This window comes from Microbacterium sp. ZXT2-5, assembly GCF_055329545.1.
The window spans coordinates 385270-401129 of the sequence record NZ_JBUZWD010000001.1 but is presented as its reverse complement, the minus strand read 5'-3'; the positions used below and the strand labels follow the sequence as shown (position 1 = coordinate 401129).

The following is a 15860-nucleotide window of genomic DNA, read 5'->3' as shown; positions in this document are numbered from 1 at the left end:
CCTGGCAGCGAGATCAACCCGCGACGTCGGCCGAGCGACCGGCGGGGCTCGCCGGTGCCGGCGCCTCGGGCTCCCACCGGAGGAGGTCGCCGGGCTGGCATTCGAGCACCTCGCACAGGGCGTCGAGCGTGGTGAAGCGGACGGCCTTCGCCCTGCCGTTCTTGAGCACGGCCAGGTTCGCCGGTGTGATGCCGACCCGCTCGGCCAGGGTGCCCACCGACATCTTCCGTCGTGCGAGCATCACATCGACATCGATGACGATCGGCATGTCAGACCACCTCGTCCAGCTCGGAGCGCAGGGCCGTGGCCTCGGTCTCGCGGTCGATGGCCTGCCGCAGCAGCGTCTTCATGACCACGACGAGCAGGGCCATCCCGCCGAGCACGAGCGTCGCCCCGCAGATGAGCCCGACCACACCCGGCGCGGCCTCGCCGCTGGCGAGCAGGACGGCGATGGCGAACGTGATGACGGCCGCCGCCGCGATCGACCAGATGACCACGTCGACGTACCGGAAGGACGACTCCGAGAACACCGACCCCTTGCGCACCTTCGTCAGCAGCTGCCAGACGCAGACGGCGAAGACCTGCATGGTCACGACGCCGAGCACGAGGAGCGTGACGAAGGTGATCCGGGGCACCGGGGGAGCGCCGTCGAGGTCCACCCAGACCGCCGGGACGATGAAGGTCTGCACGATGAGCGACCCGGCCAGTGCCAGCGCGATGACGACCTGCAGCACGAGAGTTGTCGACTTGGCCACGGCATCCGTCCTTTCTTCAGCTAACGACAGAAAACTATCGTTCCTCGATAGATATCGCAATACTGTCGATAGATCAGTGGGGATCGGATGCCGCGCAGCGATGACGGGACCCCGGGCGCGGGCGCCCGGGGTCCCGACGATGATCGCTAGAGCGCGGCCGTGTAGATCGTGCCCAGGTTGGTGCCGAAGTAGAACACCCCGTCCTTCACGGCGATGCTCGCAGCGGTCCCGCGCATCTCGGTCGTGATCTCGCCGTTGTGCCAGGTGTGGAGCCAGTTGTCGACGGGGATGTCGATGTTCATCACCGGGGTCCACGTGAGGCCGTCCTTCGACGAGTACAGGGTGTCGTCGGCGGTCACCGCGTCCGCGCGGACGAGGCCGTAGATGGTCGAGCCGTCCACGTAGAGATCGACCAGCACGCCGCCGCTCGTCCCGAGGGTCGCCCCCTGGATGGTGGCCTTCCTCGCCGCGGTGTCGAAGACGAACACCGAGTTGTTGATCGACTTCGCCACGATCTTCGTGCCGAAGGTCGTGAGGTGGTGCGCCTCGAGCACGCTCGCCGGGCTGGACGACGGGAGGGTGACCGTCGACCAGGTGCCCGCGGCGTACACGTCGATGATCTTGTTGCGGTACCCGTTCGCGTCGGCGACGGTGGCGGCGGCGTAGACCTTGCCGTTGACGGACGCGAGCCAGTAGTAGCGGTCGTTGTCGTTGCTGCCGCGCAGCGACGAGCGCGTCTTCTCGATGGTCCAGGTCTTTCCGCCGTCCGCGGATTTCTTGATCGCGGCGAGGTACGGCGCGGGGCCGTAGGTGGCGGTGTCGGGGTTGACGATGCTGCCGGCCAGGAAGATCTCGCTTCCGGCGACGGCGACGTCGAAGACATGGATGAAGGGGGTCGCCGCGTTGTATTTCCACACGCCGCCCGCGTTCGTGGCATACCCGGCGTTGGACTGCCAGCCCACCTTCGGGTCGATGTCCGCGGTGTAGACGCTCCCGTTGACCACGCGCAGCGCGTTGAGCTCCTCCCCGTTGACGGTGAGGTGGTGGGTCTGCGCGCCGGTCGCCAGGTTGTGCGAGTTCAGCGCGATCGGGCCGATGTTGCCGTTGTAGTCGCCCCATGACGAGTACAGCTCACCGCCTGCGATCGCGAGGTCGGTGAGCGACCGGTGCCAGTGGTCGGAGAGCGCGTTGGCATCGGTGTTCGTGGCGAACAGCGTGCCGGAGACCGTCGGGGTGGGTGCGGCGGTCGTCGTGGGGACGGGGCCGGGCTTGCCGGGACCTCCCGGCTTGGCGGCGAAGGCGGGGCTCGCGCCGAGCACGGCGGTCGCGATGAGGGCGGCGGTGGCGAGGGACGCGACGGTCCGACGCGGTCGGGGGTGGGACAACTGACCTCCAAGGTTCGGTCGACCGTCCCCAGGTGCACGCGGAACTCGTGCCCTGTGGGGTGGGAACAGGCCGACAACAGCACCGTATTGGCAAGCGTTTCCGCGATTCTGTAGACCTTTCGGGGGACATGCCGCCGCGCCCCGCCGCTCCGGGCGCCGGCACTACGCCTCTCGCGCGCGTCCGTCCACCCCTTTCTTCCGCATGCGGATGCGGGTCAAGGTGGGGTGGTGCATTTCACGGATGAGATCGGCGCCTGGGTGGCGCAGCAGCGATGGTACGCGGGGAAGGGGCACGAGCCCAGATTCCGGCTCCTCGACGCCCGACCGGTCACGGGGGCCACCCGCTATCTGCTCATGGACGACGCGGGGACGCTGCCGGCGCTGTACCACGTGCCCCTCGCGCTGGTCGCCGAGCCGATCGAGCCGCCGGACGCCGTCGTCAGCCGCGGCGAGGGCGGATGCCTCGTCGATGCGGCCCGGCATCCGGAGTTCGCCGTCGGCATCCTCGCGGAGATGGGCGTCGACGTCAGCCGTGTGACGGGTTCGCGGGTGCTCACGGGGGAGCAGTCGAACACGTCGATCGTGTTCGACGAGGACGGTGAGCCGACGATCATCCTCAAGCTCTTCCGCACCCTCCACCACGGCGAGAATCCCGACGTCACGGTGCAGCGCGTGCTGAGCGGCGAGGGCTCGCCGTTCGTGCCCCGCTTCTTCGGCAGCGTGGACGCCGAGTGGCCGGATGTCGGGCGCGAGGCCGGCGTCGCGCACGGCACCCTCGGCTTCGCGCAGGAGTTCCTCCCCGGCGTGCGGGACGGGTGGGCGGTCGCGCTGGAGGAGGCGCGCGAGGGGCGGGACTTCACCGCCGCGGCGCATGACCTCGGAACCGCGGTCGCCGGCGTGCACGGCGCCCTCGGAGCGGCGCTGGAGACGGCGGATGCCGGACCCGACGAGGTGGCGTCCACGGCGACCGCCTGGCGGCGGCGCCTGCGGATCGCGTCGGCCGAGGTGCCCGCCGTCGCCGAGCGGCTCCCCGCGATCGACGCCGTCTACCGTGCCGCACTCGAGCGCGCGTGGCCGCGGCTGCAGCGGATCCACGGGGACCTGCATCTCGGTCAGGTGCTCGCGGTGCCCGACGGCGGGTGGCGCATCGTCGACTTCGAGGGCGAGCCCCTCCGCCCGATGAGGGAGCGTGCCATCCCCGACCTCCCGCCGCGGGACGTCGCGGGCATGCTCCGGTCCTTCGACTACGCGGGTGCGGTGGCCGCCGGCCCCGACGGCGCCGGCTGGGCGGCGGCGTGCCAGGCTGCGTTCGTCGAGGCCTACGCCGGCGCGCCCGGCGCCGTGGCGCTGGACCCCGTTCTGCTGCGGGCGCTCGTCCTCGACAAGGCGGTGTACGAGTCGATCTACGAAGCGCGCAACCGCCCCGCCTGGCTGCCCGTGCCGCTCGCGGGGATCGACGCAGCGCTCGCCTGAACCGCCCGCCGGTGCGGGCCGGGGCCGGGCCCGGCGACGTGCGCCGGAGGCATCCGACCTCCGGCGCGCGGGCTGGGGCCTACTCGGCGGATTCCGCAGGCCGGAGCACCAGGAACAGTGCTCCGTAGGCGGGGAGCGAGACCGAGAAGCTCTGCAGGTCGTCGACGCGCCCGACCGGCTCGCCCGAGGCCGCGTCCACGACCTCGCTGCCGGGAGCGAGCTGCTCCGATCGCACGGTGCCCTCGGTGGGGTCCTGCGAGAAGTTCAGCACCGTCACCTGCATCGGGGCCTCGGCGTGCGGGTCGCCGTCGTCGAGGCGGTGCACGAGCACGAGCATGCCCGCGTGGGCGACCTCGGGGATGTCGATCTGCGACGCCGTCGCGATGCCGTGCTCCCGGCGCAGAGCGAGGATGTCGGCGAGACGCGACGCGAACGACTCCCGGTCGGCCAGCTGCGCCGGCAGCGCGCCGTACAGCGCGCGCCCGCGGGGCATGCCCGCCGCCGACCGCGTGGCGCTGCCGTCGACGTCGAGCAGATCGTGGGCGCCCCGCTCGATCCACCGCGTGTCGCCCGCGGCGACGAGATCGGCGACCTGGTCCGCCGGCACGGTGAGCATGCCGGTGAGGTCCCAGCCCGAGAGCGCGAAGACGCCCGGCTGCCACGCGTTGTAGGCGCACAGCAGCAGGTGCGCGTCGCGGATGGCCGGCAGGTCGTCGTCGGTGATGTCATCGAGCCTGGCCAGTCCGCGGGTCGCCGCGATGAGCGACGCCGTCGTGCAGGCGATGCCGTTCTGCGTGAAGACGCGGTTGTAGTCCGCCGTGCCGGTGAGCCGCTCGGTGAGGTCCGCGCGCACCTCCTCGGCGAGCTGGCTGCCCGGGATCTCACGCCCCCGGAAGGGGAACGTGTCGTCGCCGTGCCGCGTCGCCCAGTGCACGAGCTCGTAGGTGAGCTCGTCGTGGTTCTGCAGGCCGTGGACGAGCTGCACCGGCTGCACGCCCAGCCGCAGCGACGTGGTCAGCGCGAGCCGGAGGAACTCGGTCTGCCCGGTCGCCAGCGCGTGGTGGTAGCCCGGGCGACCGATGAAGTCGTACGACAGGTCGGCGCCGACGGCGCCCGTGTCGCGGATGTCCTCGATCGTGAGGTTGAGCTCCTGGAAGGTGAAGCCGCCGACCTTGCGGACCATGCCGGCGATGATGTGGTTGGCGGCGTGCGAGAGCGGATGCCCCTCCGACCACGCCGGAAGGCCCTCGGCGCTCTTCTCCACGCCGAGGAATCCGTTCGCGTCCAGGCGCAGCGCACTCGTGCCGAGCTCCCCGAGCGAGTGCAGCGCGTCGCCGATGACAAGGCGCATCCCCGCGAACGTCGGGTCGAGCCAGTTGATCGACGGCTGGCCCTGCTTGAAGTAGTGGAGGTACACCCACCGGCGGGTCACGCCGTCCGGTCCGATCACCGGGGCGGTCGCGCTCCAGTTCGTCTCCTTCACGCCGGGGGTGTAGAAGATGACGCGCTGCAGGGCGCCGATGATGTACCCGTGCCCGGCGAGCTCATGCTCGGTCGCGGCGTCCAGGTTGACGCTGTCGACGCCCTCGGGCACCTCGGGCAGCAGCTCCCAGTCCTCCGGCGGGATCTCGATCATGTGGTAGATCCCCGGGTAGTCCTTGAAGCCCATCTCGGCGAGGCGGAAGTCGGCGCCCTTGCCCGTGTGCCCGGGCACGATGTCGTCGATGATGCTCCCGCCGTGCGTGTCGGCGACGTCGCACAGGGCGCGGAACTCGTCCTCGGTGCCGAAGGCGGGGTCGATCTGCGTGCTGATGCGGTCGAAGTGCCCGTCGACGCTCGGGGTGTCCAGCCACCCGGCGATGCCGCCCGCCCGCTTCACCGGCCCGGTGTGGATGGCGGTGATCCCGATGCGCTCGAAGGCCGACCAGAGCGCGTCGTCGCCGAGCGAGGCCAGGAACGACTGCCCCGGCCGGGTGATGAGGGAGATCGGATACGCCGTGAACCACACGTCGCTCGTCGCGATGGCCCGCCGGGCGTCCGGACGCGCGTAGGCATGACGCCACATCGTCGGCTGCCCCGACAGCTGGCGGGCCAGGACGTCGGCGTCCTTGAGCATCGACTGCCGCACGAGCCACTCGACGTACGACGGGTTGGTGCCGTTCGCCGTGCGCGGGTCGGTCCGGATGCGCCGCACACTGCTGCCGCGCAGGTGGTCGCGGGGGCGCAGTCGCCGCGGACGGGCAGGGTAGCGTTGCTCGTCGTAGCTGATCTCGGGCGTCTCGGCCTCGGGCTCCGCCCCCTCGATCGCCTCGATCCCGGCCAGGTCGATGGGTCCGGTGTACAGGGCCTCCGGCCATTGCTCGTCGCGCGCCATCCCTCCACGCTAGAGATCCCGGCTCCCCGGCACGAGGGACTGGTGCGCACCCTCCGCCAGGGGTTATAGGGGACACCGGCTGTCCGCGGGCTGGGCCATGATGGGCGGATGGATGCCTCGACCGTGCGTCACGAGCGGCTCCGGTCGCATCGCCTGACCGCTCCCGCGGCGTCGGTCGCCGACGCCGCTCGGCACATGCTCGCGACGCAGAGCCAGGAGTTCTGGGGCGGCCGCTGGGCGCTCGCGGCACGCACCCGCGGGCGCATCACGGTGCGCGACGTCGACGCCGCCTACGGGCGCGGCGAGATCGTGCGCACGTGGACGATGCGCGGGACGATCCACACGATCCCGGCCGCCGACGTCGCGTGGGTGCTCTCGGTGACCGCCCAGCGGCAGCTCCGTCAGGCCGCCGCCGTCCATCGTGCCGAGGGGATCGACGCCGACGAGGCCGATCGGGCCGAGCGCCTCGCCCGTGCGGCGCTCGCCGGCGGCGGTCGCCTCACCCGCAGGGAGCTGCTGGCGGTGTGGGAGCAGGGCGGCGTGTCGACGCTGCGCCAGCGCGGCTACCACCTCCTCGTCGCGCTGTCGCTGCGGTCCGTGCTGTGCCAGGGCCCCGTCGTCCCGCGCGAGAGCGGGCCGACCCGCGAACAGTACTGGGTGCTCGCCGACGAGTGGATCACGGATGCCGCCGCCCCCGCCGATCCGCTCGCCGAGTTCTTCGTCCGCTACATCGCCTCGCACGGACCGGCCGGGCCGCGGGACTTCGCGTGGTGGACCGGGCTGCCGCTGGGGGTGTCGCGGGCCGCGGCGGAAGCGGCATCCGACCGGCTCGTCGTCGTCGCCGACGAGCCCGAGCCGCAGTATCTGGTCGCCGGCGCGGCGCCGCGACGCAGCGCGGCCGCACCCGAGGTCGTGGCCCTCCCGCCGTTCGAGGAGTACTACCTGTCGTACGTGGACCGCACCGTGCCGTGCGCGCCGGAGTTCCTGAGCGCGATCGGGCCGAGCATGAACGGCATCGTCCGGCCCATCCTCGTCGCCCGCGGCGAGGCCGTCGGCGTGTGGACCCACTCGGTCGCGGTGGGCCGGCATGCCGATGCGCCGGTGCCCGAGCTGTTCACGCCGGGGGCGGCGACGGATGCCGAGATCGCGGCCGCGCTCGACCGCTACCGGGACTTCATCACGGCGTAGGCGGGCGGCACGCGCTCAGGCGTGGCGGTCGAGGAAGTCGTAGACCTCGTTGTCGTCGACGCCGGGGAAGGTGCCGCGGGGGAGCGGCGAGAACATCTGCATGTGCACGCGCGCGCTCGGCCAGGCCTTCCCCGACCAGCGCTCGAGCACGTCGGGCGCCGCCCGGCGGCAGCAGGACTCGTCGGGGCACGTCGACGTGGCGCGCTTCTGGGTCTCGCGTCCGCGGAACCAGCGGGCGTCGTCGAAGGGCACGCCGACGGTGATCGAGAACTCGCCCGCCGAGGTGGTGCCGGTCTGCGTCGAGCACCAGTACGTGCCGGCCGGAGTGTCGGTGTACTGGTAGTGCTCCGTCGTGCGGTTCTGCTCCGAGAACGCGGCGCGCGCCGAGAACTTGCGGCAGGCGATCTGGCCGTCCACCGCGCCGGTGACGTCCATCGGCAGGGGGAGGTCGTCGTTCTCGTAGACGCGCGAGATCGCCCCCGAGCCGTCGACGCGCAGGAAGTGCAGCTTGATGCCCAGGTGGTGGGTCGCGAGGTTGGTCAGGCGCATGCCCGCGGCCTCGTGCGTCACGCCGAAGGCGTCGCGGAAGTCCTCCACCGCGAGGTTGCGGTCCTTCTTGGCCTGCTGGAGGAACGCCACCGACGCCGTCTCGGGCATGAGGCAGCACGCGGCGTAGTAGTTGATCTCCAGTCGCTGCTGCAGGAAGTCGGCGTAGTCGGTGGGGCGCTCGTGCCCGAGCAGGCGGTGGGCCATCGCCTGCAGCGCCATCGAGCGCAGGCCGTGGCCGCCGGGGATCGAGGCGGGCGGCAGGTAGATGCGGCCGTGCTCGAGGTCGGTCACCGAGCGGGTCGAGTGGGGCAGGTCGTTGACGTAGATCAGCTCGAATCCGAGCTTCTCCGCCATGATGCTCACGGTGCGGTGGGTCAGCGCGCCGGTCGTGTGGCCCGCGGCCTTCAGCTGCTTCTCGGCGAGCTTCTCGATCTCGGGGAGGTAGTTGTCGCGCTCGCGCATCATGAGCCGCAGCTCGGTGTTCGCGCGGCGGGCCTCCTCGGGTGTCGCGATCGCCTCCTTCTCGCGGCGCTGCAGCTCGCGGTGCAGCCCGAGGATCGACTCGATCGTCTCGTCGCTCATGCCCTTGGACACCTTGACGGGGGCGATCCCCAGCTGGCGGAAGACGGAGCTCGACTGCGCCCGGTCGAGCTCGATCTCGAGGGCCGCGCGCCGGTTGGGAGGCTCGGCCGACAGCAGGTCGGCGACCTCGACGCCGGTCGACGACGCGATCGCCTGCAGCAGCGAGAGCTTCGGCTCGCGCTTGCCGTTCTCGATGAGGCTCAGCTGGCTGCCGGCGACGCCGACGAGGGCACCGAGCTCGTCCAGCGTGTAGCCGTGGGCGAGGCGCTGATGACGGATGCGGTGACCCAGGGTCGAGAGTTCGAGCGCGGTGGCGGGCATTCTTTGATGCTAGCGAAAGAATCAAGACTCTTGACGCCATGTTGCGTGGGAAAACAAGCTCAAGGGCATCCAAAGTAGAGGAAGAGCACGAATCTGAATCGTCTACCCGACGGTCGAATCAACGAGGAGCGACACTATGGCCCTTGCCGACATCTTCACCCGGACCGAAGGCTCCACCCCCGCCCGTCCTGCCGCGACCCGGTCGTACGGCGCGGTGCCCACCGTCCAGGGTGAGGGCATGGCCGCCCTCACGCAGTGGGTCGACGAGATCGCCGCGCTGACGAAGCCGGCGCGCATCCACTGGGTGGACGGCTCGCGCGCCGAGAACGACGCGCTGCTGCGCGAGATGGTCGACGAGGGCAAGCTCATCAAGCTCAACCCCGAGTGGCGGCCGGGTTCGTACCTCGCCCGCTCGCACCCCAGCGACGTCGCCCGCACCGAGGCGCGCACCTTCATCGCCTCCGAGCGCGAGCAGGACGCGGGGCCGACGAACAACTGGGCCGCGCCCGACGAGATCCGGGCCACCATCACCCCGCTGTTCGAGGGCTCGATGGCCGGCCGCACGATGTACGTCGTGCCGTTCTCGATGGGGCCGGTCGGCGGGCCGCTGTCGCACATCGGCGTGCAGGTGACCGACAGCGCCTACGCCGTCACCTCGATCGGCATCATGACGCGCGTGGGCACCGAGGTGCTGCGCGAGATCGCCGGCGGTGCGCCGTGGGTCAAGACCGTGCACTCGGTGGGGGCCCCGCTGCAGCCTGGCCAGCAGGACGTCGCGTGGCCGTGCAACGACGAGAAGTACATCGTGCACTTCCCCGACACCCTCGAGGTGTGGTCGTTCGGCTCGGGCTACGGCGGCAACGCGATCCTGGCCAAGAAGTGCTTCGCGCTGCGCATCGCGTCGGTGATCGGCCGCGACGAGGGCTGGCTCGCAGAGCACATGCTGCTCATCCGCGTGATCGACCCGGCCGGCCGCGCCTACCACCTCGCGGCCGCGTTCCCCTCGGCGTGCGGCAAGACGAACCTCGCGATGCTGCGGCCGACCATCCCCGGCTGGCGCGTCGAGACCCTCGGCGACGACATCGCGTGGCTCCGCCCCGGCGAGGACGGGCGCCTGTGGGCGATCAATCCCGAGGCCGGCTTCTTCGGCGTCGCCCCGGGCACCGGCGAGTCCACGAACGTCACGGCCGTCGAGACGCTGTGGGGCAACACGATCTTCACCAACGTCGCGCTGCGCCCCGACGGCGACGTGTGGTGGGAGGGTCTCACCGACGAGCCGCCGGCGGAGCTCACCGACTGGGAGGGGAACCCCTGGACCCCGGCATCCGGTCGTCCCGCCGCGCACCCGAACTCGCGCTTCACCGTCGCCGCTGCCCAGTGCCCGCAGATCGCCGACGACTGGGACGCCCCGCAGGGCGTGCCGCTGGACGCGATCCTGTTCGGCGGGCGCCGGGCGACGAACGTGCCGCTCGTCGTGGAGGCCACCGACTGGACCCACGGCGTCTTCATGGGCTCGAACATCTCGTCCGAGCGCACCGCCGCCGCCGAGGGCACGGTCGGCGAGCTGCGCCGCGACCCGTTCGCGATGCTGCCCTTCTGCGGTTACAACATGGCCGACTACTTCGGGCACTGGCTCAAGGTCGGGCAGAAGCTGCGCTTCGACCGCGCCCCGCGCGTGTTCCAGGTGAACTGGTTCCGCAAGGGCGCCGACGGCCGCTTCCTGTGGCCGGGCTTCGGCGACAACTCGCGCGTCATCGACTGGATCATCCGGCGCATCGAGGGCGAGGTCGGCGCGATCGACAGCCCGATCGGACGCCTCCCGCGCAACGAGGACCTCGACCTCGACGGCATCGAGGTGTCGCAGGCCGACCTCGACGAGCTGTTCGCCATCGACCGCGACCTGTGGCTGCACGAGGCCGACCTCACCGAGGAGTTCTACCGCACCTTCGACGGCCGCGTGCCCGCCCCCCTCTGGGCCGAGCTCGCCGCCCTGCGGTACCGGCTCCAGCGCGCCTGACGCGCCCCCGACCGGCGCCCGGCCCCTCTTCTTCGCAGAGGGTCCGGGCGCCTCATCACGGGCGCCGCGTCAGACGAGCAGCTGGTGCTTGGCCAGCTCGCGGTACAGCGGCGTCGACTGCACGAGCTCGGAGTGCGTGCCCTGGCCGACCACCCGGCCGTGCTCCATGACGACGATGTGGTCGCTGTCGACGACGGTCGACAGGCGGTGCGCGATCACGATGAGCGTGCGGCCGGCCGCGACGGCGTCGATCGCCTCGCGCATGCGCTGCTCATTCAGCCCGTCGAGCGACGAGGTCGACTCGTCGAGCAGCAGGATCGGGGGAGCGGCCAGCAGCGCCCGGGCGATCGCCAGGCGCTGGCGCTCGCCGCCCGAGAGCATGACGCCCGACTCGCCCACGGGCGCGTCGACGCCGAGCGGGTTGCGATCGAGCACCTCGCCGAGATTCACGGCGCGCAGCACGGCCTCGCATTCGGAATCGGATGCCTCGGGCGAGGCCAGCCGAAGGTTGTCGCCGATGGTCCCGGCCAGGGTCGGGGCGTCCTGTTCGACGTAGCCGAGCTGCGCGCGCAGCTCGACGCGGTCGAGCGTGCGCACGTCCGTGCCGTCGAGCAGGATCGCGCCGCCGGTGGGGTCGTAGAAGCGCTCGATGAGCGCGAGGGTCGTGCTCTTGCCCGCACCCGAAGGGCCGACGAGCGCGACGCGCGCGCCGCGCGGGACCGAGAACGACACCCCCCGCAGCACCTCGGCATCGCCCGAGACGGATGCAGCGGCATCCGTCCGTCCGTCCGTGCTGCCGGAGACGGACTCGTCGCCGAGCGCGATCGCCGAGGTGTCGACGTGAGCGCTCTCGAGCACCGCCCGCGCCTCGGACTCGGCCTTGCGGCGCGCCTCGACGACGTTCTCGGGGTATCGGAACCGCACGTCGCGGAACTCGATGGCCGGCGCTTCGGCACGCTCAGCGACCGGGTCCGGTCCCTGAGCCTGTCGGAGGGCCCGTGCCGCGATGGCGGCGTCGTCCTGCGACTCGGTGGGAAGGTCGAGCACCTCCTGGATGCGGCCGAGGGCGCCGAGCGCCTGGCTCACCGACGTGATGGCGCCGAAGAACGAGCCCAGCGGTGCGATCAGCATGAACAGGAACATGATGAACGTCACGAGGCTCGCGATCGACAGCGCGCCGGTCGCGACGCGGAAGCCGCCGAGGCCGATGACCACCAGAAGCGACACCTGCAGTGCGACGCTGGCGATGGGCACCACCAGCGCCGACACCTTCGCGATGCGCACGCCGACGGTGTAGGCATCCGTCGCCTGCGCGGTGACCGCGTCGATCTCACGAGCGGTCGCGCCGGACGCGCGGACGGTGCGGATCGATCCGACGGCGCGCTCGACGCCCGACGCGAGCGCGCCGACCTTCTCCTGCTGCTCGGTCGAGGCGGTGCGGATGCGGCCGCTCAGTGCGGTGACGCCGAGCACCGAGATGCCGATCACGACCACGATGATCGCGAGCAGCACCGGGTCGATGATCGCCATGGCGACGAGCGCGCCCACGAACAGCAGCGCGTTGCCGATCGAGTCTGCGAGCCCCTGCGTGAGCGCGGAGTAGAGGAGTGTCGTGTCGCTGCCGACGCGCGAGACGAGGTCGCCGGTGCGGCGCGCGTCGAACTCGCTGACGGGCAGGTGCAGGATGCGCGCGATGAGCCGGCGGCGGCTCGAGTAGACGACGGCCGTGCCCGTGCGCTGCAGCAGGTAGTGCTGCCACCCCGAGATGAGCGAGGCCAGGAGGACGAAGCCGACGAGCGCCCAGACCAGCAGGCCCAGGTCGAGCCCCTCCTGCACGCGCGTGATGACCTGGCCGACCAGAAGCGGCTGCACGAGGGATGCGGCGGCGCTCAGGATGCTGAGCACCACCACGACGGCGAGGGTGCGCTTGTGCTCGAAGAGGTAGGGGAGCAGCTGCCCGAAAGAGGCACGGGGGCCGTCGTCCTGCTTGCCGCGGCGCGAGCGGCCGCGCGGTGCGCGAGGGGAGGAGGACGCCGTGGGGGGTGCGACGGCGGGGGCTTCGTCGAGTTCGGCGGAGGGCATGGGTGTACCTCGTTCGTGAAAAGGGGTTACCTTCGACCGTACTTCTTGTGGACGGCCTGCCGGCTCACGCCCAGGGCGCTCGCGATCGCCTGCCACGAGAAGCCGAGGTTGCGGGCCTTGCGCACCTGCACCTCTTCGGCGCGGGCGAGCTCGCGGCGCACCTCGGCGAGGCGGTGCAGCTCGGCGAGGGGTTCGCGCGCGCCGGCCGCCCCGATCAGGGTGCTCAGGTCGTCGCCGCTCATCGTGCGCCTCTCGTGCGGGCCGCCCATCGGTCGATGAGCTGTCGGATCACGGATGCCGCCGGCCGCGGCATCCGTCGTCAACCATAGTTGACACGCCGCGGCGCCGTCAACTCGCGTTGACGCTGCAGCCGCCAACTCGACCGAGGAAGGGTGCGGGCAGGGGAGCGCCGTGGGCGCATGACGGCGCTGGGCGGTGTCGGAGCGGGGCGTTAGGGTAGTCCGGTGCCCGCCCCCGTGATCACCGCTGAGAACCTCGTCAAGGCCTACAAGGTCAAAGGCAAGCCCGACTTCCTTGCGGTCGACGGACTGTCGTTCGAGGTCGCGCCCGGCGAGTCGTTCGGCCTGCTCGGCCCGAACGGCGCGGGCAAGTCGACGACGATGAAGATGATCGGCGCCGTCTCGACGCGCACCGGCGGCGAGCTGTCGATCCTCGGCCTCGACCCCGACCGGTACGGGCCCGAGATCCGCTCGCGCCTGGGTGTCGTGCCCCAGCAGGACAACCTCGACGGCGAGCTCAACGCCCGCGAGAACCTGTACATCTACGGCCGCTACTTCGGCCTGCCCGGCCGGGTGTGCGCCGAGAAAGCCGACGAGCTGCTGGCCTTCGCCGCGCTGGAAGACAAGGCCAAGTCGAAGGTCGACCAGCTCTCGGGCGGGATGAAGCGACGGCTGACGATCGCCCGCGGCCTCATCAACGACCCGCGCATCCTGCTCCTCGACGAGCCGACCACGGGCCTGGACCCGCAGGCGCGGCACGTGCTGTGGGACCGGCTGTTCCGCCTCAAGGAGCGCGGCACGACGCTCGTGCTGACGACGCACTACATGGACGAGGCCGAGCAGCTGTGCGACCGCCTCATCGTCGTGGACAAGGGCCGCATCATGGCCGAGGGCACGCCGGCGTCACTCATCCGCGACCACTCCAGCCGCGAGGTGCTCGAGGTGCGGTTCGGCTCCGACCGCAACGAGCAGGTCGCGCCGCTGCTCGAGGGCATCGGCGACCGCGTCGAGGTGCTGCCCGACCGCGTGCTCGTCTACGCGCGCAACGGCGAAGAGGCCCTCGAGGCCGTCACGCACCGCGGTCTCCGCCCGATCACGAGCCTCGTGCGCCGCTCGAGCCTCGAGGACGTCTTCCTGCGCCTGACCGGAAGGTCGCTGATCGAATGACCGCGCGACCCGAAGACGCCGGCGCCGCCGCGACGACCGCGGCGCCGTCGCTCGACGAGCTGCGTGCCGAGGCGCTGCAGTGGGGGCGCAAGCCCCGCATGTTCGGCACCTGGTACGTCACCGAGCACATGGTGCGTGCCATGCGCGCCTACGGCTGGACGATCATCGTCGGCGCGCTGGGCCAGCCGATCCTCTACCTCCTGGGGCTGGCGGTGGGGCTCGCGGCGCTCATCGACGCGCCGATCGTCGAGAACGGCGTGGAGGTGTCGTACCTCGTGTTCGTCGCCCCCGCCCTTCTCATGACCGCCGCGATCTCGGTCGCGTCCGAGGAGTTCTCCTACCCGGTGATGGCCGGCTTCAAGTGGCGGCGCTACTTCTTCGGCTTCAGCGCCTCGGCGCTCTCGCCCGGTCAGATCGCCGGCGGTGTGGTCGCCGGCGCGTCTGCGCGCATCATCTTCGTCGTCGTCGCCTACTACGCCTTCCTCTGGATCTTCGGCGCCGTGCCCGACCCGGCGACCGGCTGGCTCACCATCCCCATCGGCCTGCTCGCGGGGCTCGCGTTCGGGATCCCGTACATGGCGTACGCCGCCTCGATCACGGAGGACAAAGGGCAGATCGCGCTGGTCCAGCGCTTCATCTTCATGCCCATGTTCCTGTTCTCGGGCACGTTCTATCCGCTGGCCACGCTTCCGCTGTGGCTGCAGTGGATCGGATGGGTCTCGCCCCTCTGGCACGCCACCGAGCTCGGCCGCATCGTCACCTACGGCAAACCCGCCGAACCCTTCATGATCGTCGTGCACGTCGGCTACCTGCTCGTGCTGTCCATCGGCGGCTACCTCGTCGGCAGGCGTCTGTTCGGCAGGAGGCTGGCCGAATGACCGCCGTCCGACAGTCCTCCGGACCGGAGGAGACGCAGGCGCAGGTCCGCCGCGGCGGCGTGCGGGCGCTGTGGGCGGGCAACCCGCAGGCCGTGGTGCAGCGCGGGCTCCTCGCCGCCCGCTCGTCGAGCTGGGCCGTCGTGCTCTCGGGCTTCTTCGAGCCCGTGTTCTACCTCGCCTCGATGGGCATCGGGCTCGGTGCCCTCATCGGCGATGTCCAGACCTCCAGCGGCGTCGAGGTGCCCTACGCGGCCTTCATCGCCCCGGCGCTCCTGGCGGTGTCGGCGATGAACGGCGCCATCTACGACTCGACGTGGAACGTCTTCTTCAAGCTCAACTACGGCAAGCTCTACGAGGGGATGCTGGCGACCTCCATGGGGCCGCTCGACGTGGCGCTCGGCGAGATCCTCTACGCGCTGCTGCGCGGCCTGCTCTACGCCACCGGCTTCATGGTGATCATGCAGCTGCTCGGGCTGAATCTGGCCTGGACCGCGATCCTCGCGCTGCCGGCGGTGCTGCTCATCGCCTTCGGTTTCGCCAGCCTCGGCATGGCGGTCACCAGCTACATGAAGACCTTCCAGCAGATGGACTGGATCAACTTCGTGCTGCTGCCGATGTTCCTCTTCTCGGCGACGCTGTACCCCATCACCATCTACCCCGAGTGGATCCAGGGCATCATCATGGCCTTCCCGCTGTGGCACGGTGTCGAGCTGGTCCGCGGCCTCACCACCGGCATCCTCACGCCCGACATGTGGTGGCACGTCCTGTACTACGTCGTCATGATCGCCGTGGGCCTGGTCTTCACCACGAAGCGGCTGCGCGCGCTGTTCCTGGACTGAGGTCACAGACG

General features: G+C 71.0%; 13 protein-coding genes. 6 read left to right on the top strand and 7 right to left on the bottom strand.

Going from position 1 to position 15860, the window contains the following annotated elements; genetic code table 11:
• Window positions 1-13: 13 nt before the first annotated feature.
• From ACZBH1_RS01810 to ACZBH1_RS01800, 3 genes are all read right to left on the bottom strand, one after another.
• Window positions 14-268, bottom strand: a complete 255-nt coding sequence (locus tag ACZBH1_RS01810; protein ID WP_463645306.1) for a helix-turn-helix domain-containing protein — start codon at window positions 266-268, stop codon at window positions 14-16.
• A gap of 1 nt (window position 269) precedes the next feature.
• Window positions 270-755 carry a DUF2975 domain-containing protein gene (locus ACZBH1_RS01805; protein WP_336398372.1) on the bottom strand — a complete coding sequence of 162 codons (486 nt, stop codon included), beginning with the start codon at window positions 753-755 and terminating at the stop codon, window positions 270-272.
• A 146-nt stretch (window positions 756-901) separates the two neighbouring features.
• Window positions 902-2140 (bottom strand): hypothetical protein, encoded by a 1239-nt coding sequence (locus ACZBH1_RS01800; protein WP_463645305.1) that lies wholly within the window; start codon window positions 2138-2140, stop codon window positions 902-904.
• A 228-nt stretch (window positions 2141-2368) separates the two neighbouring features.
• On the opposite strand from ACZBH1_RS01800, the gene ACZBH1_RS01795 reads away from it, so the two are divergent.
• A complete protein-coding gene (locus tag ACZBH1_RS01795; RefSeq protein ID WP_463645304.1) occupies window positions 2369-3613 on the top strand; it encodes a phosphotransferase in 1245 nt (414 codons plus the stop codon).
• 79 nt (window positions 3614-3692) lie between these two features.
• On the opposite strand, the gene treS is transcribed toward ACZBH1_RS01795, so the two are convergent.
• Entirely contained in the window at window positions 3693-5987 is a 2295-nt protein-coding gene (gene treS, locus ACZBH1_RS01790; RefSeq protein WP_463645303.1) for a maltose alpha-D-glucosyltransferase, read from the bottom strand.
• A 108-nt stretch (window positions 5988-6095) separates the two neighbouring features.
• On the opposite strand from treS, the gene ACZBH1_RS01785 reads away from it, so the two are divergent.
• Window positions 6096-7175 (top strand): winged helix DNA-binding domain-containing protein, encoded by a 1080-nt coding sequence (locus tag ACZBH1_RS01785; RefSeq protein ID WP_336398376.1) that lies wholly within the window; start codon window positions 6096-6098, stop codon window positions 7173-7175.
• A gap of 15 nt (window positions 7176-7190) precedes the next feature.
• On the opposite strand, the gene ACZBH1_RS01780 is transcribed toward ACZBH1_RS01785, so the two are convergent.
• Entirely contained in the window at window positions 7191-8627 is a 1437-nt protein-coding gene (locus ACZBH1_RS01780; protein WP_378882355.1) for a helix-turn-helix domain-containing protein, read from the bottom strand.
• 136 nt (window positions 8628-8763) lie between these two features.
• Between ACZBH1_RS01780 and ACZBH1_RS01775 the strand changes: the two genes are divergently transcribed.
• Window positions 8764-10644, top strand: coding sequence for a phosphoenolpyruvate carboxykinase (GTP) (locus tag ACZBH1_RS01775; RefSeq protein ID WP_463645302.1), 1881 nt, complete (start codon window positions 8764-8766; stop codon window positions 10642-10644).
• Window positions 10645-10713: 69 nt separating this feature from the next.
• On the opposite strand, the gene ACZBH1_RS01770 is transcribed toward ACZBH1_RS01775, so the two are convergent.
• A complete protein-coding gene (locus tag ACZBH1_RS01770) occupies window positions 10714-12726 on the bottom strand; it encodes an ABC transporter ATP-binding protein (protein ID WP_463645301.1) in 2013 nt (670 codons plus the stop codon).
• Between the two features lie 26 nt (window positions 12727-12752).
• Window positions 12753-12968 (bottom strand): AsnC family protein, encoded by a 216-nt coding sequence (locus tag ACZBH1_RS01765; RefSeq protein ID WP_336398380.1) that lies wholly within the window; start codon window positions 12966-12968, stop codon window positions 12753-12755.
• A gap of 222 nt (window positions 12969-13190) precedes the next feature.
• Here ACZBH1_RS01765 and ACZBH1_RS01760 point away from each other — a divergent pair, with 222 nt between their 5' ends.
• The 3 genes from ACZBH1_RS01760 to ACZBH1_RS01750 are packed head-to-tail and all read left to right on the top strand — an operon-like array spanning window position 13191 to window position 15849.
• Entirely contained in the window at window positions 13191-14132 is a 942-nt protein-coding gene (locus ACZBH1_RS01760; protein WP_463645300.1) for an ABC transporter ATP-binding protein, read from the top strand.
• The gene (locus ACZBH1_RS01755) at window positions 14129-15010 is read left to right on the top strand and encodes an ABC transporter permease (protein WP_336398382.1); all 882 of its coding nucleotides are present in this window, start codon (window positions 14129-14131) and stop codon (window positions 15008-15010) included. Before ACZBH1_RS01760 ends, ACZBH1_RS01755 begins: the two co-directional genes overlap by 4 nt.
• Window positions 15007-15849: an ABC transporter permease gene (locus ACZBH1_RS01750; protein WP_336398383.1), complete on the top strand. Its 843-nt coding sequence runs from the start codon at window positions 15007-15009 to the stop codon at window positions 15847-15849. Before ACZBH1_RS01755 ends, ACZBH1_RS01750 begins: the two co-directional genes overlap by 4 nt.
• Window positions 15850-15860 lie beyond the last annotated feature (11 nt).

Coding starts and splice junctions, on each gene's coding strand:
- treS (WP_463645303.1), bottom strand. CDS start 5,987: ATGGCGCGCGACGAGCAATGGCCGGAGGCCCTGTACACCGGACCCATC.
- ACZBH1_RS01810 (WP_463645306.1), bottom strand. CDS start 268: ATGCCGATCGTCATCGATGTCGATGTGATGCTCGCACGACGGAAGATG.
- ACZBH1_RS01770 (WP_463645301.1), bottom strand. CDS start 12,726: ATGCCCTCCGCCGAACTCGACGAAGCCCCCGCCGTCGCACCCCCCACG.
- ACZBH1_RS01750 (WP_336398383.1), top strand. CDS start 15,007: ATGACCGCCGTCCGACAGTCCTCCGGACCGGAGGAGACGCAGGCGCAG.
- ACZBH1_RS01765 (WP_336398380.1), bottom strand. CDS start 12,968: ATGAGCGGCGACGACCTGAGCACCCTGATCGGGGCGGCCGGCGCGCGC.
- ACZBH1_RS01755 (WP_336398382.1), top strand. CDS start 14,129: ATGACCGCGCGACCCGAAGACGCCGGCGCCGCCGCGACGACCGCGGCG.
- ACZBH1_RS01785 (WP_336398376.1), top strand. CDS start 6,096: ATGGATGCCTCGACCGTGCGTCACGAGCGGCTCCGGTCGCATCGCCTG.
- ACZBH1_RS01780 (WP_378882355.1), bottom strand. CDS start 8,627: ATGCCCGCCACCGCGCTCGAACTCTCGACCCTGGGTCACCGCATCCGT.
- ACZBH1_RS01775 (WP_463645302.1), top strand. CDS start 8,764: ATGGCCCTTGCCGACATCTTCACCCGGACCGAAGGCTCCACCCCCGCC.